This is a genomic window from Mycobacteroides chelonae (assembly GCF_016767715.1).
In the GTDB taxonomy this organism is placed as follows: domain Bacteria; phylum Actinomycetota; class Actinomycetes; order Mycobacteriales; family Mycobacteriaceae; genus Mycobacterium; species Mycobacterium gwanakae.
Genome location: NZ_CP050145.1, coordinates 3,925,587 through 3,944,124 on the forward strand (window position 1 = coordinate 3,925,587; position 18,538 = coordinate 3,944,124).

General features: G+C 64.5%; 25 protein-coding genes. 1 reads left to right on the top strand and 24 read right to left on the bottom strand.

Features of this window, described 5'->3' with window-relative positions; genetic code table 11:
* Position 1 precedes the first annotated feature (1 nt).
* From rplF to HBA99_RS19390, 13 genes are all read right to left on the bottom strand, one after another.
* Positions 2-541 carry a 50S ribosomal protein L6 gene (gene rplF, locus HBA99_RS19330; protein ID WP_030096713.1) on the bottom strand — a complete coding sequence of 180 codons (540 nt, stop codon included), beginning with the start codon at positions 539-541 and terminating at the stop codon, positions 2-4.
* A 15-nt stretch (positions 542-556) separates the two neighbouring features.
* Positions 557-955 (bottom strand): 30S ribosomal protein S8, encoded by a 399-nt coding sequence (rpsH, locus tag HBA99_RS19335; protein ID WP_030096712.1) that lies wholly within the window; start codon positions 953-955, stop codon positions 557-559.
* 262 nt (positions 956-1,217) lie between these two features.
* Positions 1,218-1,709, bottom strand: a complete 492-nt coding sequence (locus HBA99_RS19340; RefSeq protein WP_070932950.1) for an MBOE_33420 family protein — start codon at positions 1,707-1,709, stop codon at positions 1,218-1,220.
* Between the two features lie 57 nt (positions 1,710-1,766).
* Entirely contained in the window at positions 1,767-3,119 is a 1,353-nt protein-coding gene (gdhA, locus tag HBA99_RS19345; protein WP_030096710.1) for an NADP-specific glutamate dehydrogenase, read from the bottom strand.
* Positions 3,120-3,176: 57 nt separating this feature from the next.
* The gene (locus HBA99_RS19350; RefSeq protein ID WP_044105301.1) at positions 3,177-3,704 is read right to left on the bottom strand and encodes a hypothetical protein; all 528 of its coding nucleotides are present in this window, start codon (positions 3,702-3,704) and stop codon (positions 3,177-3,179) included.
* A gap of 411 nt (positions 3,705-4,115) precedes the next feature.
* Positions 4,116-6,131, bottom strand: coding sequence for an acyltransferase family protein (locus HBA99_RS19355; RefSeq protein ID WP_070932949.1), 2,016 nt, complete (start codon positions 6,129-6,131; stop codon positions 4,116-4,118).
* A 48-nt stretch (positions 6,132-6,179) separates the two neighbouring features.
* The gene (locus tag HBA99_RS19360; RefSeq protein WP_070933417.1) at positions 6,180-7,694 is read right to left on the bottom strand and encodes a carboxylesterase/lipase family protein; all 1,515 of its coding nucleotides are present in this window, start codon (positions 7,692-7,694) and stop codon (positions 6,180-6,182) included.
* A gap of 108 nt (positions 7,695-7,802) precedes the next feature.
* Positions 7,803-7,988, bottom strand: a complete 186-nt coding sequence (locus HBA99_RS19365; protein ID WP_005055692.1) for a type Z 30S ribosomal protein S14 — start codon at positions 7,986-7,988, stop codon at positions 7,803-7,805.
* Position 7,989: 1 nt separating this feature from the next.
* Positions 7,990-8,553, bottom strand: coding sequence for a 50S ribosomal protein L5 (gene rplE / locus HBA99_RS19370; protein ID WP_030096706.1), 564 nt, complete (start codon positions 8,551-8,553; stop codon positions 7,990-7,992).
* On the bottom strand, positions 8,553-8,870 hold the full coding sequence (gene rplX, locus HBA99_RS19375; RefSeq protein WP_030096705.1) for a 50S ribosomal protein L24: 318 nt from the start codon (positions 8,868-8,870) through the stop codon (positions 8,553-8,555). Before rplX ends, rplE begins: the two co-directional genes overlap by 1 nt.
* Entirely contained in the window at positions 8,871-9,239 is a 369-nt protein-coding gene (rplN, locus tag HBA99_RS19380; RefSeq protein ID WP_005055680.1) for a 50S ribosomal protein L14, read from the bottom strand. It abuts the gene before it with no gap.
* A 294-nt stretch (positions 9,240-9,533) separates the two neighbouring features.
* On the bottom strand, positions 9,534-10,880 hold the full coding sequence (locus tag HBA99_RS19385; protein WP_057967470.1) for an MFS transporter: 1,347 nt from the start codon (positions 10,878-10,880) through the stop codon (positions 9,534-9,536).
* Between the two features lie 6 nt (positions 10,881-10,886).
* On the bottom strand, positions 10,887-11,894 hold the full coding sequence (locus HBA99_RS19390; protein WP_070932945.1) for a cutinase family protein: 1,008 nt from the start codon (positions 11,892-11,894) through the stop codon (positions 10,887-10,889).
* 173 nt (positions 11,895-12,067) lie between these two features.
* Between HBA99_RS19390 and HBA99_RS19395 the strand changes: the two genes are divergently transcribed.
* On the top strand, positions 12,068-12,919 hold the full coding sequence (locus HBA99_RS19395) for an alpha/beta fold hydrolase (protein WP_030096702.1): 852 nt from the start codon (positions 12,068-12,070) through the stop codon (positions 12,917-12,919).
* Between the two features lie 132 nt (positions 12,920-13,051).
* Here HBA99_RS19395 and rpsQ read toward each other — a convergent pair whose 3' ends face one another.
* From rpsQ to rpsJ, 11 genes are read right to left on the bottom strand one after another with little or no spacing between them, the layout of a single operon-like run.
* Positions 13,052-13,357: a 30S ribosomal protein S17 gene (gene rpsQ, locus HBA99_RS19400; protein ID WP_030096701.1), complete on the bottom strand. Its 306-nt coding sequence runs from the start codon at positions 13,355-13,357 to the stop codon at positions 13,052-13,054.
* On the bottom strand, positions 13,354-13,590 hold the full coding sequence (gene rpmC / locus HBA99_RS19405; protein WP_030096700.1) for a 50S ribosomal protein L29: 237 nt from the start codon (positions 13,588-13,590) through the stop codon (positions 13,354-13,356). Before rpmC ends, rpsQ begins: the two co-directional genes overlap by 4 nt.
* Entirely contained in the window at positions 13,590-14,006 is a 417-nt protein-coding gene (rplP, locus tag HBA99_RS19410) for a 50S ribosomal protein L16 (RefSeq protein WP_030096699.1), read from the bottom strand. The genes rpmC and rplP overlap by 1 nt, the downstream gene beginning before the upstream one ends.
* Positions 14,007-14,008: 2 nt before the next feature.
* Positions 14,009-14,824 carry a 30S ribosomal protein S3 gene (gene rpsC, locus HBA99_RS19415; RefSeq protein ID WP_030096698.1) on the bottom strand — a complete coding sequence of 272 codons (816 nt, stop codon included), beginning with the start codon at positions 14,822-14,824 and terminating at the stop codon, positions 14,009-14,011.
* The gene (gene rplV / locus HBA99_RS19420) at positions 14,824-15,297 is read right to left on the bottom strand and encodes a 50S ribosomal protein L22 (RefSeq protein ID WP_030096697.1); all 474 of its coding nucleotides are present in this window, start codon (positions 15,295-15,297) and stop codon (positions 14,824-14,826) included. Before rplV ends, rpsC begins: the two co-directional genes overlap by 1 nt.
* A complete protein-coding gene (gene rpsS / locus HBA99_RS19425) occupies positions 15,297-15,578 on the bottom strand; it encodes a 30S ribosomal protein S19 (protein ID WP_030096696.1) in 282 nt (93 codons plus the stop codon). Before rpsS ends, rplV begins: the two co-directional genes overlap by 1 nt.
* A 9-nt stretch (positions 15,579-15,587) precedes the next feature.
* On the bottom strand, positions 15,588-16,424 hold the full coding sequence (rplB, locus tag HBA99_RS19430; RefSeq protein WP_030096695.1) for a 50S ribosomal protein L2: 837 nt from the start codon (positions 16,422-16,424) through the stop codon (positions 15,588-15,590).
* A gap of 26 nt (positions 16,425-16,450) precedes the next feature.
* Positions 16,451-16,753 (bottom strand): 50S ribosomal protein L23, encoded by a 303-nt coding sequence (gene rplW / locus HBA99_RS19435; protein ID WP_005055645.1) that lies wholly within the window; start codon positions 16,751-16,753, stop codon positions 16,451-16,453.
* On the bottom strand, positions 16,753-17,394 hold the full coding sequence (gene rplD, locus HBA99_RS19440) for a 50S ribosomal protein L4 (RefSeq protein WP_030096694.1): 642 nt from the start codon (positions 17,392-17,394) through the stop codon (positions 16,753-16,755). Before rplD ends, rplW begins: the two co-directional genes overlap by 1 nt.
* Positions 17,395-17,408: 14 nt before the next feature.
* Positions 17,409-18,062 carry a 50S ribosomal protein L3 gene (rplC, locus tag HBA99_RS19445; RefSeq protein ID WP_030096693.1) on the bottom strand — a complete coding sequence of 218 codons (654 nt, stop codon included), beginning with the start codon at positions 18,060-18,062 and terminating at the stop codon, positions 17,409-17,411.
* Between the two features lie 14 nt (positions 18,063-18,076).
* On the bottom strand, positions 18,077-18,382 hold the full coding sequence (gene rpsJ, locus HBA99_RS19450; RefSeq protein ID WP_003883485.1) for a 30S ribosomal protein S10: 306 nt from the start codon (positions 18,380-18,382) through the stop codon (positions 18,077-18,079).
* Positions 18,383-18,538: the final 156 nt, after the last annotated feature.

Genomic DNA, 18,538 nt, shown 5'->3' on the forward strand with positions numbered 1-18,538 from the left:
GTCACTTACCTGTCTTTCCGACCTTGCGGCGGATCTGCTCACCCTCGTAGCGAATGCCCTTGCCCTTGTAGGGGTCGGGGCGACGCAGGCGGCGGATGTTGGCCGAGATCTGGCCAACCTTCTGCTTGTCGATTCCGCTGACCGAGAACTTGGTGGGGGTCTCGACCGCGAACGTGATGCCCTCAGGCGCCTCGATCAGCACCGGGTGGCTGTAACCGAGCGCGAACTCCAGGTTCGATCCCTTGGCGACGACGCGGTAGCCCACGCCGAAGATCTCCATCTTGGTGGTGTAACCCTGTGTCACACCGGTCACCAGGTTGGCGATCAGGGTGCGGGACAACCCGTGCAGCGAGCGGTTGCGCCGCTCGTCATCGGGACGGGTCACCACGATGGCGCCATCGTCGTTGCGCGAGACCGCAATCGGCTCGCTCACTGTCAGTTCCAGAGTGCCCTTGGAACCCTTGACGGAGATGTTCTGGCCGTCGATGTTGACGTCCACTCCGGCGGGAACCAGCACTGGCTGCTTTCCAATACGCGACATGTTTCTAGTCCTCCCTTACCAGACGTACGCGAGGACTTCGCCGCCCACGCCCTGTCGGGCCGCCTGGCGGTCGGTGAGCAGACCAGTGGACGTGGAGATGATCGCCACGCCAAGGCCACCGAGAACCTTGGGCAGATTGGTGGATTTTGCGTACACACGCAGACCGGGCTTCGAGACGCGGCGCAGTCCGGCGATGCTGCGCTCACGGCTGGGGCCGTACTTGAGCGAGACAACCAGGCTCTTGCCCACGCGGGCGTCCTCGGTGCGGTAATCGGTGATGTAGCCCTCGCGCTTGAGGATCTCGGCGATGTTGGCCTTGATCTTCGAGTGCGGAAGGGTCACCTCATCGTGGTATGCCGAGTTGGCATTGCGCAGACGTGTCAGAAAGTCTGCGATCGGATCAGTCATAGTCATGACAGAGTCCATCAACCTTTCTCGCCGCGGTTCCCATACAGCACGCTCGTACTGGTTCCCGTAAAGGGCCTGGTACATCCCGTGGTGGGCCTACTGCGAAGTGATCTTCCGTATCTGACCGGGTTCGGTCAGGGGTCGTGCATCGATAGTGCGATCCATGGAGTCTGAAAGCACATACCGACCGGCCATAGGCGAAACACAGCCCAGGCAACCGGTCAAGTGTAGGTGACCTGGACGTACCGACCAAATCGACGGCGGCAGGTCAGCCGGTCGGTGTCAGCGTGAATGGCAGCCAGTAGGTGCCCGGTCCGTCGTCGGGGCATCCCGGCTCCCCCACGGTGAACGTGCGCTCGCCCGAAAAGCTGCCATCGCCGTTCGGGACCAGGAAGTCGGACCGGGCCGCGATCACCGCGCCGCCATCGCCGCAGTGGAACGGATAGTCCGAGGCCGATTCCCATCGATCGTCATTCCACCGGTAGTCGAACAGTGCGGGCGCATCGGGATTGTCGGCAAGCTCGGCCAGCCGCAACCAATGCGCGACACAGCCCTGCGCGCCGCAGGTGGTGGTGAAGCTCGCAGCCTGGGTCGAGGGCTCCGAGGCATCGGGCCTGCCCTCGAATGTCTGCCGCGAATGGTCCAGGTAGGTGTCGTAAGTGCCGTACAGCGGCACCGGCTCGGGCCGGTCGGCATGCGCCACCGCGGCACCGCCCAATGCCGTGACGACCGCGAGCGCCAGCACGCTGTACCTGCGCATATGTCACTGATAACAAAGCACATGCACGGCCGGGGCCGAACCGCCGAACACGGTTTCTCAGATGACGCCCAGGGCCACCATCGCATCGGCGACGCGGGTGTATCCGGCGAGGTTGGCGCCTGTCACATAGTTTCCGGGGTCGCCGTAGTGATCCGCCGTTTCCACGCAGGTGCTGTGGATGGACCGCATGATCGACTGCAGGCGGCTTTCAGTCTGCTCGAACGACCACGAGTCACGGCTGGCGTTCTGCTGCATTTCCAGTGCACTCGTCGCCACCCCGCCGGCGTTCGAGGCCTTGCCGGGGGCGTACAGCACCGCCGCGTCCTGGAAGTACTTCACCGCCTCGGGAGTGCACGGCATGTTGGCACCCTCGGCAACCAGCTGCACGCCGTTCTCGATGAGCCTGCGGGCGTCCTTGCCGTCGAGCTCGTTCTGCGTGGCGCACGGCAGCGCGACCTGGCAGGGCACCTCCCAGATCGTGCCGTCGGTGACCTGACGCGCTCCGCCACCGCGCTCCTGGACGTACTCGGAGAGCCGGCCCCGCCGGACCTCTTTGATCTCCTTGAGCAGTTCGAGATTCAGGCCGCGTTCGTCGACAAGGTAGCCGTCGCTGTCGGAACAGGCGATGACCTTCGCGCCCAGCTGCTGGGCCTTCTCGACGGCATAGATCGCGACGTTCCCCGCGCCGGACACCACGACCGTCTTGTCGGCCAGAGATTGCGCACGCATCGCGAGCATCTCCTGCGCGAAAAGTACGACGCCGTAACCGGTGGCCTCGGTACGCACCTGAGATCCGCCCCAGGGCAGCCCCTTACCGGTCAGCACGCCCGATTCGTAGCGATTGGTGATGCGCTTGTACTGCCCGAACAGATACCCGATCTCACGCTGACCCACGCCGATATCACCGGCGGGCACGTCCGTGTATTCGCCGATGTGCCGGTACAGCTCGGTCATGAAGGACTGACAGAAGCGCATGATCTCGGCGTCGGAACGCCCCTTGGGATCGAAATCGGATCCGCCCTTGCCGCCGCCGATCGGGAGGCCGGTGAGCGCGTTCTTGAACATCTGCTCGAAGCCGAGGAATTTGACGATCGACAGGTTCACGCTCGGATGAAAACGCAGACCGCCCTTGTACGGGCCCAGCGCGGAATTGAACTCCACCCGATAGCCGCGGTTGATCTCGACAGCACCGTCGTCCCTGATCCATGGGACCCGAAAGATGATCTGCCGCTCGGGTTCGCAGATGCGTTCCAGGATCGACCAGCGGTCATAGTCCGGCGTCTTGCCGACCAACGGGGTAAGACTGGCCATCACCTCGTAGACAGCCTGCTGAAATTCCGCCTCCCCCGGGTTACGTGCGAGGACGGTCTGGAAACGCGGCTGGAAGACGGGGTGCAGAGCCTCAGGCATACCTAATAGAGTGCACCACAGCGCATTTGGCTAACCAAGCGGCATAAGACCGCGAGGCTAGGCCGCAGGTGCGGGCGCGGTGGCCAGTGCGTTGCCCTTGATCGTGTAGAAGAACGTGCCCTGTTCGGTCTGCGTCCTGATCAGGCCCGGTCCGGCAGCCTCGGGATGCCCGTCGACCACTCCGACACGCGACAACTTGGGGTTGGTGCCCACCGCGTGCCAGATCGCCCATTTTCCGTCCTTGACGCGCGCATCCACCTGAACCAGCAGATCGTCACGCCCGTCCTGGTCGATGTCGAGCAGCTCGACATCGGCGTTGCCGAGGAAGCCCTTGAAGGGCTCGGAGATCGTCTGCACGACCTTCCCATCCGCAGCACGCACTGTGACGGTGGTGGTTGCCCCTTCGGGCTGAGGTGTGCTGCTCGTCTCGAAGCGCAGCCCCAGCTGATCAGTGGACTGCAGCACCCCGGGATCCGCGCTGGCCACACCGGGAAGCGCCACAAGCGCCAGCGCTGCGAGCGCCGCGACGCCGGTGGTGCGCAACCGCGCCTTGCTGATTTCTCGTCGACCCTGCGAGACCTGCATCGGTGTGTCCATTCGTCATATTTGCTCAGACATGATTTCTTCGACCCCTCTCGCTAACCAACCCTCCAGATCAGCGAGTTTGTCGAGCCACTGCCGGACTATCAGCAATGTGGCCTCACAAAGGTATACCAGCTGGACCGCCGCCGCTAACTCAGCCATTCGTTGCGAGATGCGCAACACTGCGCAGAGAACTCCAGCACAGGCCACAGCCCCGCAACGTTCCTGGCCTGCTGACACACACCAGGCGCTGAATCGATAGCAAAGTGTCCGACTACCCGGGCCGCATTCGACAGAGGCGCGAGCGCCGGTTCACCGGAACTCGCTGGCACAGCGGCGAAGGTTGCTGAGTCAGAATCGGACGAGCCGCCGAAGGTGTGCCGGGACACCACCGGTGACGGCGCGCGTGTCGACTCACGGGCGGGCGCGTTCAGCGATGAGACGCGCGAATTCCGGCTGCAGCCGTTGAGCTTCGCCCACGGTGATGTGTCCGCCGTCGCGCGCCACCCACCGAGAATCGATGTTGGTGCGACATACGCCATCCGGACAGACCACCGGCCCCAGGTCGATGGTGGACACCCCGACGAGCCCCTGGGCGGCACGCTGCTCGGCGGTCGCAGCCGTGTTCTGCTGGCGCCGAACTTCTGCCAGCGCCTCGGAGCGACCGCAGCGGGTGGGCGACAGCCAGACCTCGTACCCCGGGCACTTGTACAGATCCCAGTTCACGAAGTGCGGCAAGGTACTCACCACCACGACGGGGACACGCGCCTCCGATAGCTTCTGCAACACCGCGGCCATACCCAGCTGCCACAACCGGCCCTTACCGGCGTCATCAGTGATCCATTCCTGCGTATCTGGAAGCCGGAACCGCACATGTTGATCGGCCAGGAAGTAGTCACTGGAGGCGGAAGCGATCACCACGAGGCCCGGCTGGACGCCTGCCAACGCACTCGTCCAACGCTGTACGAAGTCGGTGCAGCCGGGCGGCGACGGATCCAGCACGAGCTCCACGAAAGGGCAGGCGGCGTTTGTCGCGAGAAGCATCGACCGGTTTTGCTGCGTCGCCGCCGGGACGAGCGCCTCGGCGAACTGTCCGGCATTGGAATCGCCGACGAGGACGACCGACCGCGAATCGACATCCGCGCCTTGGGGCCACAGACAGTCCAGACGGGTCTTTTCGGCATCCGGCATGTTGCCGACGCACCCTCTGCCGACATCCAGATGGGCTGCCCGCTGCGCACGCGCGTCGCGAATCTCCGGTGTGGCTATCTGCGCGGCACCGAATGTCACAGCCGAAACGAAGACCGCCACACCGACCGACGCCGCCGCGAGTCGCGGCGCGCGAAGATCGGCCAGTTTCCGTCCCGTCCGGATCGGGTCCTCGACATACCGTTTGGACAACCAGGCCGGAAGCAACGAGAGCACGCCCACGCTGGGCACCAGCCATCGGTGCTCGGCGCCGAGCAGATTGTTGACGAAAACGATGAGCGGCCAGTGCCACAGGTACCAGCTGTAGGACAGATCCCCGATCCATTGCATCGGCGCCGACGACAGCCACCAGCCGACAGGCTGGCGCGACGGTACGGTCCCAGCGATGATCAGCAGGCCCACGCCCAGCACCGGGACCAGCGCATTGATTCCCGGAAAGGGGTCTGCCGCGGATATCGCAACGGCGCCCCAGGTGACGCCGGCCGCGCCGAGCGCCGCTATCGGTAACGCGACTCGGGTATCCCATCGGCGTATCCGGCTCTCCGCCAAGGCGATCAGCGCACCAACCCCGAACTCCCATGCGCGCGTAGGCGAGCTGTAGAACGAGAAGGCCGCATTGTGCGCATGGAACGGGAGACCATCGCTGGCCGTCAGGTAGATCGCGAGCAGCAGCGATGCCACCGACAGCGCCAGAAGCAGTGAGAAGGTGACAACCAAGCGACTTGCCCGCCGACGGGCCGCCACGTAGGCGGCCAACGCCATCGTGGCCGGGAAGATGAGATAGAACTGCTCCTCGACCGCCAGCGACCAGGTGTGCAGGAACGGATTCATCGCCGCCGGCGCCGCGAAGTATCCGGAGGGCTCCAGGAAAAGCACCGCGTTCGAGACGAATAGGGCTGCGGCGGCGGCCGTTCGTGCGGCGACCTGCATTGACCCCAGCGGACTTTGGATGACTGCGGCGATCGGCAGCACCACGACGATCAACAGGGCGAGCGCGGGCAGCAGACGGCGTACCCGGCGCGCATAGAAGCGACGCAGATCGATGTGGTCCGTCCGGTCGGTCTCGCGCAGCAGCAGACGGGTGATCACAAATCCGGAGATGACGAAGAAGACATCGACGCCGATGAATCCACCGGGAACCGGCAGACCGCTGTGATAGGCGACCACCAGCAGAACGGCTACCGCCCGCAAACCTTGAATATCTCGCCGGCGGTCAACCACCGGCTGAGTCTAGATGACGAGCGTTCCCAGATCGGCCTGCAGCGGCGGCTACCGCCAGTACCCGCACTGATGGCTGTCGGCGAAGCCCGCCATCGGCTTGGGCGCCGGTGGCGCCAGACGCAGGAACGCACCTCCAGGCACATATTTGGGCCATTCCGGCTGACCGCTGCCGTTAGGATTCCCGATCTTCACGAACTGTGCCCAGTAGGTGATCATCTGCGTAGACAGGGCCGCCGATTCCTGACTTAACGGTCTGGACAGATCGAACAGGTAACCCAATTCCGAACCGTGCGAGGCGCCCAACGGCAACGGCGCGCCTTGATACTGCTGCTCTACCGGCGCGGCGGGGTCAGCGAATTCGTAGGCGTACACCGGCGCCTTCCTGACCAGGGCCTCGGCCATATCGAGGGTCGGGCACGCGTAGCTGTTGTCGGTGTCGATCGCCGCCAGCGCGGCGAGCACGTTCCCGCCGTAGGCAGACAAGGGATATCGCCGTCCGAGTTCGGTGGCGCGGTCCGCGTACTTGCTTTCCAGCGCACGTTGATACTCCTCGGCGCCGGGCACGGGCTTGTGCTGATACTGCTGGGCCTCGAACACCGTGGCCTCGTTGGCGTTACTGCCGATGAGGACGGGCACGGGAGACGACAGGCCGCTGGTGAACGCGTCCAGCGGCGGCGCCGGAAGCTCCGGTGTCCCGGTCACCGGGCTCACCGGCAGTCCGATGCCGGTGAACTGTGGCGAATCCCGCAGCGCATCAACCGATAACGCGCGCAAGCACGCGGCAAAACCGGGCCCGGCCGGGCAACCCACGTCGGCCGCATAGGCGGTGCTGTCACGGACGGCGGACGAGACGGGGGCCTGAGCCTGGCACGGGGCACTCTCCATGATGGCCGACCGGAACAGCCCGGAGGCCTTCGGCGCCACCATCAGATCGCATACCGATACGCCGCCCGCCGATTGGCCACCGATGGTTACCTGACCGGGATCACCACCGAACGCGGCGATGTTGTCACGCACCCAGCGCAGCGCCGCCTCCTGATCCAGCAATCCGTAGTTGCCGATCACCTCGGACAGGCCCGGCGCGGCCAGGAATCCCAGCGTCCCCAGCCGGTAATTGATGGTGACGACGGCAATCCCGCCCTGGACGGCCAGTTTTCGCGCGTTGTAGCCGACACCGTTACCGGCGATGAAGGCACCGCCGTGAATCCACACCAGCACCGGCACCTTCCCCTGGGTGTGGCGCGGCATCGTGACGTTGAGGACCAGGCAGTCCTCGCTCTGGGTCAGATCGCTCTCGGCCCCAGGCTGCGGGCATTCGACGCCCGGGCCCGTCGCATCGCGGGTGTCCGACCACGGCTCGACGGGTTCTGGCTCGGTGAACCGTCGCGGGCCGACCGGCGGCGCCGCGTATGGAATAGCGGTGAAGACACGCACCTCGTCGTCGATGTGGCCGCGCACCGCGCCCGCACGGGTGTTGACGATCGTCGGGTCCGCGGCTGTGGTGGGACTGCATGCCACGACGGCTGCCAGGAGCATCAGCACAGCCAATAGCAACCGCGTCATGTCTCGCTTCTCGGGCACGGGCGCAAGCGTAATGGCCTGAAGGTCCGGACCGCTGGAGAGACGACAATAGGCCGGGACTCGATGAGTCCCGGCCTATTGATCAGTGGCTTACCAGCTGCTCTTGTGAATGCCTGGCAGCTCGCCGGCGTGTGCCATCTCCCGCAGGCAGATTCGGCACAGGCCGAACTTGCGGAACACGGCATGCGGACGGCCACACCGGTTGCACCGGGTGTACGCGCGCACGGCGAACTTGGGCTTCTTGGCGGCCTTGTTGACCAGAGCCTTCTTTGCCATATCAGTTCTCCTTGAAGGGGAAGCCGAGCTGGCGCAGCAGGGCCCGTCCCTCGTCGTCGTTGGTCGCCGAGGTGACGACGGTGATGTCCATGCCCCGCGGGCGGTCGATGGAGTCCACGTCGATCTCGTGGAACATCGACTGCTCGGTGAGACCGAAGGTGTAGTTGCCCTTGCCGTCGAACTGCTTGGGCGACAGACCGCGGAAGTCGCGGATACGCGGCAGTGCGATGGACACGAGACGGTCCAGGAACTCCCACATGCGGTCGCCGCGCAGCGTGACTCGGGCGCCGATCGGCATGCCTTCACGCAGCTTGAACTGTGCGATGGACTTGCGAGCCTTGCGGATCTCCGGCTTCTGGCCGGTGATCGCGGCCAGGTCGGTGACGGCGCCGTTGATGAGCTTGGCGTCACGCGCAGCGTCGCCGACACCCATGTTGACGACAACCTTCACGACGCCCGGGATCTGCATCACGTTGGCGTACTTGAACTCGTCGTTCAGCGCGGTCTTGATCTCTTCGCGGTAGCGAGTCTTCAGACGGGGCTGTGCGTTTTCGGTAGTGGTCATCAGATGTCCTTCCCGTTGCGGCGGGAGATGCGGACCTTCTTGCCGGTCTCTTCGTCGATGCGGTAGCCGATACGAGTGGGCTTGCCGTCGGAGTCGATCACCATCACGTTCGACACGTGGATGGCGGCCTCCTGGGTAACAATCCCACCGGACTGCGCGCCACGCTCATTTGCCGACTGTGCGGTGTGCTTCTTGATGCGGTTCACGCCCTCGACGAGGACACGGTTGCGCTCCGGGTAGGCCGCGATGACCTTGCCCTTGGCGCCCTTGTCCTTGCCGGCGATGACGAGAACGGTGTCGCCCTTGTGCACCTTCATTTACAGCACCTCCGGGGCGAGCGAAACGATCTTCATGAACTTCTTGTCGCGAAGCTCGCGACCGACGGGCCCGAAGATACGGGTACCACGCGGGTCATTGTCGGCCTTGATGATGACGGCGGCGTTCTCATCGAACTTGATGTAGCTGCCATCCGGGCGGCGACGCTCTTTGACGGTACGGACTACGACGGCCTTGACGACGTCACCACGCTTGACGGTGCCTCCGGGGATGGCGTCCTTGACGGTCGCCACAATGATGTCCCCGATCCCGGCATAGCGTCGCGACGAGCCACCGAGCACGCGGATGCACAAGATTTCCTTGGCACCGGTGTTGTCGGCGACCTTCAGCCGTGACTCCTGCTGAATCACTGGTCTCTCCTACGTGACCTGGAAGTGGATGTGTGCCGGATTCCGACCCGACACACGCGGTCATGTTGTCTTCAGGGCGCGCGCCATCCCCGGGTTTTCACCTGGTGGGAATGCCTACCTGCCCCAGGGCGCCCAGCACCCACAAGACAACCGCCCTAGTGTAGGTGAACCCGCAGGTCGGATACAAATCCGAGCCACCGCACCCGCTCCCCTCGCCGACTCCCCTCGCCGAAACCTTGGTTCTGGCGGATTCGTCTCGCACATTCTCGCCACAACCTCGGTCTCGACGGGGTGCTACCGATTGAAAGCCGAGCCCTGCTCGCGGTCCAGATAGGTATCGCCCTTGTTCTTCAGGAAGACCAGGTACACCACCAGCGATATCGCGATGCACACCGTGACGTAGGCGATGAACAGCGGCACCTGACCGTGCTCCTTGAGCGCCTGATAGATCAGTGGCGCGGTCCCGCCGAACACCGAATTCGCCAGCGCATAGCCGACCCCTACCCCGAGCGCGCGCACATGAGACGGAAAAAGCTCGGATTTCACCAGCGCATTGATCGAGGTGTATCCGGTCAGGATGACGTAAGCCCCGGCCACCAACAGAAACGATGCGATCGGCGACCGCGTCTGCGGCAGATACGTGATGAGGACATACGTGTAGACCACTCCCCCAAAGCCGAACCACAGCAGCAGCGGCTTGCGGCCCACCTTGTCGCTGATGAGTCCGCCGATGGGTTGCAGCAGCATGAGGAAGATCAGCCCCGCCAGATTGATCCAGGTGGCAGTCATGGCCTGGTCCTTATAGGCGGTCTTGACGATTGCCGGTGCGTTGACGCTGTACGTGTAGAACGCGAGAGTGCCGCCCATGGTGATGAGGAAGCACAGCAGCAGCGGTTTCCAGTACCGGGTGAGCAGCTCGCGCATCGACCCGGAGCTGGTGTCGGCACCGGCCTTGATGGCCGCGAGCTGCTCCTCGCTGAGCGATTCGTCCATGGTGCGCCGCAGCCAGTACACGACGATCGCGGCCACACCTCCTACGGCAAAGGCTATGCGCCAACCGAATTCGTGAACCTGATCCTTGTCGAAGACGGTCAGGATGATCAGCAGCGTGAACTGGGCAAGCACATGGCCGCCGACCAATGTCACGTATTGGAACGACGAGAAGAACCCGCGCCGTTCGCGGGTGGCCGCCTCGGACATGTAGGTGGCTGAGGTGCCGTACTCGCCTCCCGTCGCGAAGCCCTGGACGAGCCTGCACAGGATCAGCACGATCGGTGCGGCCATTCCGATGCTGGTACGCGAAGGCACCAGGGCGATCACCATGGAGCACGCCGCCATCAGCGAGACGCTGATGGTCAGCGCGGCACGGCGGCCGTGCCGGTCGGCGAACCTGCCGAAGAACCACGACCCCAGGGGCCGCGTGATGAAGGTGACCGCGAAGATCGCGTACACGTAGACCGTTGAGTTCTCGTCGGTCTCATCGAAGAACTGCTTCTCGAAGTACATCGCGAAGACGGTGTAGACGTAGACGTCGTACCACTCGACGAGATTCCCGGAGGATCCTCTGATGGTGTTCCAGATGGCGCGGCGAGTGTCGGCCCGGCCCGATGGAGTTGGCGTGTGGGTACTCGAAACAGTCATGCAGGCTTACTGACCACCGGATGCCGGACCCGGCGGAGGGCCGTGCCGGGCAGGGTCGGGCGCGGTGATGCTGCTGGTCGACGCCACCGCGGCGGGAGCGTCGGCTGCCGGACCATCGGTCGACGGCATCATCCACGCCGGCGCCTTGCGCGTCGGCGATGCCGCCACCGGCTTCGGCGTGGACGATGAGGGTTGCGGTGCCGATGTGGTGGGCGATGGCGTCGTGGCAGCGGGCGAGGTCGTCGCGCTCAACGGATTGGCGCTCTTGGACGTCGACGCCGGGCCGCTCGTCGAACTGCCGCTGGGTGTCGTGGCGCTACTGCTGGCGGCCACCGCGTTGAGCCGGCCGATGACGAAATCGGCGGCCCGGTCGGCCGATCCGTCGGATTTGTACTGCATGTGCGGGCCGAGTCCGCCGCCTGCCGGATCACAGATCCCGTCACCGGGGTTGCAGATGTCGATGACCTTGCTGCGCAGATCGTCCCGGATCTCCAGGTCCAGATTCATGCCGGCAACCTGCCAATTTTTCGGATTCCCGATCAATACGATTGCGGGGACGCGCTTTTCGAGGTCGGCCGGGAGCGGGTTGTTGAAGGTGAGACCTGTTCCGTTCTTGCCGAACAGCACATCGACGACGGCTGCGCCCTGAGAGAAACCGCCAAGCACGAACTGAGTGTTCGGGCAGTTTCGGGCGACTTCCTGGACGTGGAAGCTCATGTCATTGGCGCCGTCGCCGGCACGGACCCAATCGAAACTGGCCGGGTAATTGACCGCATAGATGTCGACACTCTTGCCCGGGAGCCGCTCGACGATCTCGTCGGTGACGGCCTTGCCGACATCGCCGAGGCCCGGCGAATCGTTGGTCCCGCGCGCGAAGGACACATCCACGTCCGGACAGCCTGCCGCTCTGGCGGTGGGAGAGCTCTCCGTTTGTGCGGTGAGCACCGCGGCGGCTGCCGCGGATACCGCGAATATCGAAACCCCGACCGATCCACGCTTGACGTATCGGTTCATTCGTCCAGCGTAGACAGGTCGGCCCACACATTTACAGAGGTTGGCACCATCCGAAATGACTCTTACCGGGCCCTTACTCACTCCTGATCCGCGCCCGGACGGCACGTGCGCGGATCACCCACTCAGCGGGCACCGCCGTCACCGGAAACTGAAACACGTTCTACTCTTATGTCGTGGACGTGACATACGAGGGCACCAAGAAGGAACTGGCCACCGATGAGGGTGTGCTGCGCTACCACGAGGCCGGGGAGGGCGAGCCGCTGATCCTGCTGCACGGCTCGGGGCCCGGCGTGACCGGGTGGCGCAATTACCGCGGGAACCTCGAGGTTTTCGCGAAGCATTTCCACACCTACGTCTTGGAGTTCCCCGGGTTCGGCGTCAGCGACGCCGTGCAGGGGCACCCGGTCCTGACGGCCGGCGCCTCGGTCATCCGGTTCATGGACGGCCTCGGCATCGAATCCGCCGCCATCGTCGGGAACTCGATGGGCGGGGTCGTCGGCATCAACCTGGCGATCAAGCACCCCGATCGCATCACCAAACTCGTCACCATCGGCGGCGTAGGACCGAACATCTTCAGCCCGAGCCCCAGCGAGGGCCTGCGCCTGCTGCAGGAGTTCACCGACAACCCCGATCGCGACAAGTTGGTCCGCTGGCTCAACTCGATGGTGTGGAATCCCGCCGTGGTCACCGAGGAACTCATCGAGGAGCGTTGGGAAGCGGCGATCAACCCGGACGCGCACAAAACCGCGCAGCTGATGTACGGCTCCAAAGCCTTTGCCATGCAACAGCAGTTCCTCGCGAACGCCGACATCGCGCCGTACTGGGCGATGATGCACAAGATCAAGTGCCCGACCCTGCTCACCTGGGGCCGCGACGACAGGGTCAGCCCGCCGGACATGGCGATCGTGCCGATGCGGCTCATCCCCAACGCCGAGCTGCACATCTTCCCCAACAGCGGCCACTGGGTGATGATCGAAGCCAAGCAGGCCTTCGAGCAGACGGTCGTGGACTTCCTGCGGCGCTAGTCGTCGAACGCATACCGCACGCAGACAAATCGCCGGATGCATCTGCGTGCGGTATGCACTCGGCGCAATGCACGCCCAACGCAAAAGCGCGCCGCCCCTTTTTCGGGAACGGCGCGCTTTACGCGTATCTGCTTACTTGGCCTTCTCAAGAACCTCGACCAGGCGCCACCGCTTGGTGGCCGAGGTCGGACGGGTCTCCATCAGCGAGACGCGGTCGCCGACACCGGCGTCACCGTTCTCGTCGTGGGCCTTGACCTTCGACGTGGTGCGGATGATCTTGCCGTACAGCGAGTGCCGGTTACGGGACTCGAGCTCGACCACGATGGTCTTCTGCATCTTGTCCGACACGACGTAGCCGATGGCGGTCTTACGACGCCCACGCGGCTGCTCGGTGGCCGGGGTGTGCTTAGGCCCGGCGGCCTTCTTGGTCTCGCTCACTTGCTGTCCTCGCTATCGGGTCCTGCGGCCAATCCGAGCTCGCGCTCACGCATCACCGTGTAGATGCGCGCGATCTCCTGGCGCACCGCACGCAGCCGACGGTTGTTGGCGAGCTGACCGGTGGCCATCTGGAAGCGCAGGTTGAACAGCTCTTCCTTGGACTCACGCAGCTTGGTGATCAGCTCGTCTTCGGTGCTTTCCCGCAGTTCGCCAGCGGAAATTCCCACTGCCATCAGAACTGCTCCTCTCGTGTGATGATGCGCGCCTTGATCGGCAGCTTGTGGATCGCGCGCGTCAGGGCCTCGCGCGCGGTCTCCTCGTTCGGGTAGCTCAACTCGAACAGCACACGACCGGGCTTGACGTTCGCAACCCACCACTCCGGCGAACCCTTACCGGAACCCATGCGGGTTTCGGCGGGCTTCTTGGTCAGCGGGCGGTCCGGGAAGATGTTGATCCACACCTTGCCGCCACGCTTGATGTGCCGGTTGATGGCGATACGAGCGGACTCGATCTGCCGGTTCGTGATGTATGCGTGGCCCAGCGCCTGGATGCCGTAGTCACCGAAGGCAACAGTGGTACCGCCCGAGGCGGTGCCCTTCTTCTTCGGGTGATGCTGCTTGCGGTGCTTGACCTTACGGGGAATCAGCATGTTCAGCTCTCCGTGCTTGTCTCGGCCGGAGCATCTCCGGCCGGGGTTTCAGCGGCGGCACGGCCGGCCTCGGTGCTCGTCGCGGTGGTACCCGAGGCGCCGCTACGACGCGGACGGGCACCGGCCGGACGCTCACGGCGCGGACGGTCACCGGCAGGCGCGGCCACCGAGGCGGCGAGCTCGCGCTTGCCACCGACGATGTCGCCCTTGTAGATCCAGACCTTCACACCGATACGGCCGAAGGTCGTCTTGGCCTCGTACAGGCCGTAGTCGATGTCGGCGCGCAGCGTGTGCAGTGGCACCCGGCCTTCGCGGTAGAACTCCGAGCGGCTCATCTCAGCACCGCCAAGACGACCGGAGCACTGCACCCGGATGCCCTTGACGTTCGGCTGACGCATGGCCGACTGGATGGCCTTGCGCATCGCGCGACGGAACGCCACACGATTCGAGAGCTGCTCGGCGACACCCTGGGCAACCAGCTGCGCCTCGGCCTCGGGGTTCTTCACCTCGAGGATGTTCAGCTGCACCTGCTTCTTGGTCAGCTTCTCCAGGTCGGCGCGGATGCGGTCGGCCTCGGTGCCACGACGGCCGATGACGATGCCGGGACGTGCGGTGTGGATGTCAACGCGAACCCGGTCACGGGTGCGCTCGATCTCCACCTTGGCAATGCCGGCGCGCTCCAGGCCAGTGGCCAGGAGGCGGCGGATCGCCACGTCTTCCTTCACGTAGTCCGCGTACTGCTTGTCGGCGTACCAGCGGGACTTCCAGTCGGTGGTGATACCGAGCCGGAAACCGTGCGGATTGATCTTCTGGCCCACTAGCGCGAGCCTCCCTTCGCCTCAGCGGTGGTCTTGTTGGCGGCAGCCTTCGAGCCCTCGGCCCGGCGGGCGCGAGCGGCGGCCTGTGAGGTTCCGCCCTTACCACCCTTCTCGGACTTGGGACGGCTCTCCACCACCACGGTGATGTGGCTGGTGCGCTTGCGGATCCGGAATGCACGACCCTGCGCGCGGGGACGGATGCGCTTAGCGGTCGGGCCCTCGTCGGCGAAGATCTCCGTCACCACAAGGGTGGAGGGATCCAGGCCGTCATTGTTCTGCGCGTTGGCAGCAGCGCTGGCGATGACCTTGGAAACCGGCTCGCTGGCTGCCTGCGGCGCCCACCGCAGGATGTCGATGGCGTCGGTTACCGACTTGCCGCGCACCAGGTCGATGACCCGGCGTGCCTTGGTCGGCGAGACCCGCACGAACCGTGCAACGGCCTTGGCCGATGGGTATTCAGTCGTTGTAGTCATTAGCGCCGCTTGCTCTTTCGGTCGTCCTTGATGTGACCCTTGAAGGTCCGCGTCGGGGCGAACTCACCCAGCTTGTGACCGACCATTGCTTCGGTGACGAAGACGGGGACGTGCTTGCGCCCGTCGTGCACCGCGAAGGTGTGGCCGATGAAGTCGGGGATGATGGTCGACCGACGCGACCAGGTCTTGATGACCTGCTTGGTGTTCTTCTCGTTCTGTACGTCGACCTTCTTGAGCAGATGGTCGTCGATGAACGGGCCCTTCTTGAGGCTGCGTGGCATCGCTTACTCCTAGCGCTTCTTGCCGGTGCGCCGGCGACGGACGATGAGCTTGTCGCTCGCCTTGTTGGGCTTGCGGGTGCGGCCTTCGGGCTTGCCCCACGGGCTCACCGGGTGACGACCACCGGAGGTCTTACCTTCACCACCACCGTGCGGGTGGTCGACCGGGTTCATCACGACACCACGGACGGTGGGGCGCTTGCCCTTCCACCGCATACGGCCGGCCTTACCCCAGTTGATGTTGGCCTGCTCGGCGTTGCCGACCTCGCCGACGGTGGCGCGGCAGCGCACGTCGACACGGCGGATCTCACCGCTGGGCATACGCAGGGAGGCGTAAGCGCCTTCCTTGCCCAGCAGCTGGATTCCGGCACCGGCAGAGCGGGCCATCTTGGCTCCACCACCGGGACGCAGCTCCACGGCGTGCACGGTGGTACCCGTCGGGATGTTGCGCAGCGGCAGGTTGTTGCCGGGCTTGATGTCGGCGTTGGCGCCCGACTCCACCACGTCACCCTGCGACAGCCCGACCGGCGCGATGATGTAACGCTTCTCGCCGTCCAGGAAGTGCAGCAGCGCGATACGCGCGGTGCGGTTGGGGTCGTACTCGATGTGCGCGACCTTGGCGTTGACGCCGTCCTTGTCGTGGCGACGGAAATCAATCAACCGGTAGGCACGCTTGTGGCCGCCACCCTTGTGACGAGTGGTGATGCGGCCGTGGGCGTTACGGCCACCGGTGCCGTGCAGCGGGCGAACCAGGGACTTCTCGGGAGTCGAGCGAGTGATCTCCGAGAAATCGGCGACGCTCGAGCCGCGGCGACCGGGGGTCGTCGGCTTGTACTTGCGAATAGCCATGTCTTCTCTAGTCCTCTACTCCCCGACTACGCGGGGGCTCCAAACAGGTCGATCGGCTTGCTACCCGGTGCCAGGGTGACGATGGCGCGCTTGGTGCTCTTGCGCTGTCCGAAACCGGTGCGGGTGCGCTTGCGCTTGCCCTGCCGGTTGGCGGTGTTCACCGAGGAGACCTTGACGCTGAAGATCTGCTCGATGGCGATCTTGATCTGCGTCTTGTTCGAGTCCGGGTGGACGATGAAGGTGTACACGTTGTCTTCGATCAACGAGTACGACTTCTCCGAGATCACCGGGGCCAGGATGATGTCGCGGGGGTCAGCGATGGTTGCCATCAGGCCGACACCTCCTCTTTCTTCTTGGCGTTGATGAAGCCGTTGAGGGCCTCGACGCTGAACACCACGTCATCGGCCTTCAGCACGTCATAGGTATTGAGCTGGTCGTAGGCCAGCACATGCACGTTCGGCAGGTTCCGGACGCTCTTGACCGAAGTCAGATCGTCGCGGCCCAGCACCACCAGTACCTGCTTGCGGTCGCTGATCTCGGCCAGGAACGACTTGGCGCTCTTGGTCGAGGGCTCTTGTCCGGCAACCAGTTCGGTGATCGCGTGGATCCGGCCGTTGCGAGCCCGGTCAGACAGCGCACCGCGCAGGGCGGCGGCGATCATCTTCTTGGGCGTGCGCTGGCTGTAGTCACGCGGCTGCGGGCCGTGGACGATGCCACCACCGGTGAACTGCGGGGCGCGGGTCGAACCCTGACGGGCACGGCCGGTTCCCTTCTGGCGGTAAGGCTTCTTGCCACCACCGGACACCAGGCCACGCGTCTTGGTGGAGTGGGTGCCCTGACGGCCTGCGGCCAACTGAGCGGTCACCACCTGGTGCAGCAGCGCGATATTGGCTGGGGCGTCGAACAATTCGGCCGGCAGCTCGATAGAGCCGTCCGTCTTGCCGCCCGGAGCCTTGACTGCGATCTTCAAAAAATCCTCAGACACTACTTCTCACCTCGCTTGACAGCGGTGCGGACCACAACCAGGCCACCCTTACGTCCGGGGATGGCACCCTTGATCAGCAGTACGCCGTTCTCAGCATCAACCTTGTGCACCACCAGGTTCTGCGTGGTGACGCGATCGCTACCCATACGTCCGGACATCCGCGTGCCCTTGAAGACACGACCCGGGGTGGCGCAGCCACCGATCGAGCCGGGACGACGGTGCACGGCCTGCGCACCGTGGCTTGCGCCCTGACCACTGAAGCCGTGACGCTTCATGGTTCCGGCGAAGCCCTTACCCTTCGAGGTTCCGGTGACGTCCACGTACGCGCCATCACTGAAGATCTCGGCGGTCAGCTCCTGGCCGACCTCGTACTCGGCGGCAGCGGCCTCGTCGTCCAGACGCAGCTCGGCCAGGTGGCGACGGGGGTTGATACCCGCGGCAGCGAACTGACCGGTGACCGGCTTGGTCACCTTGCGCGGGCTGATCTCACCGAACGCCAGCTGAACGGCGCTGTAGCCATCCTGCTCGGGGGTGCGGATGCGGGTCACCACATTGGGTCCGGCCTTGACGACGGTCACCGGGACAACCCGGTTGTTGTCGTCGAACACCTGTGTCATACCCAGCTTGGTGCCCAGAATTCCTTTTCTTGCCATGGTTTCTGGTTCTCCTACTGGATGTTCACGTCGACGCTGGCCGGCAGGTCGATGCGCATGAGCGCGTCAACCGTCTTCGGCGTCGGGTCGAGGATGTCGATGAGCCGCTTGTGGGTGCGCATCTCGAAGTGCTCGCGCGAATCCTTGTACTTGTGCGGCGACCGGATAACGCAATACACGTTCTTCTCGGTTGGCAGCGGCACAGGTCCAACGACACTCGCGCCGGTACGGGTCACCGTCTCAACAATCTTGCGCGCAGAGGCATCAATGGCCTCATGGTCGTAGGCCTTGAGCCTGATGCGGATCTTCTGTCCCGCCACGCTTCCTACCTCTACTATCACTGGTCCGGAGCGCGCCGAAGCGCACCACCCGATACCGCCGCTGTTTACCTGTCGTAGTTCACCGACCCCCGCGGTCGGGCGTGTCGCCCTCGCGCGCAGTCGTCCGCGTCGAAAATTCTCGTCGCTTGGACTGGG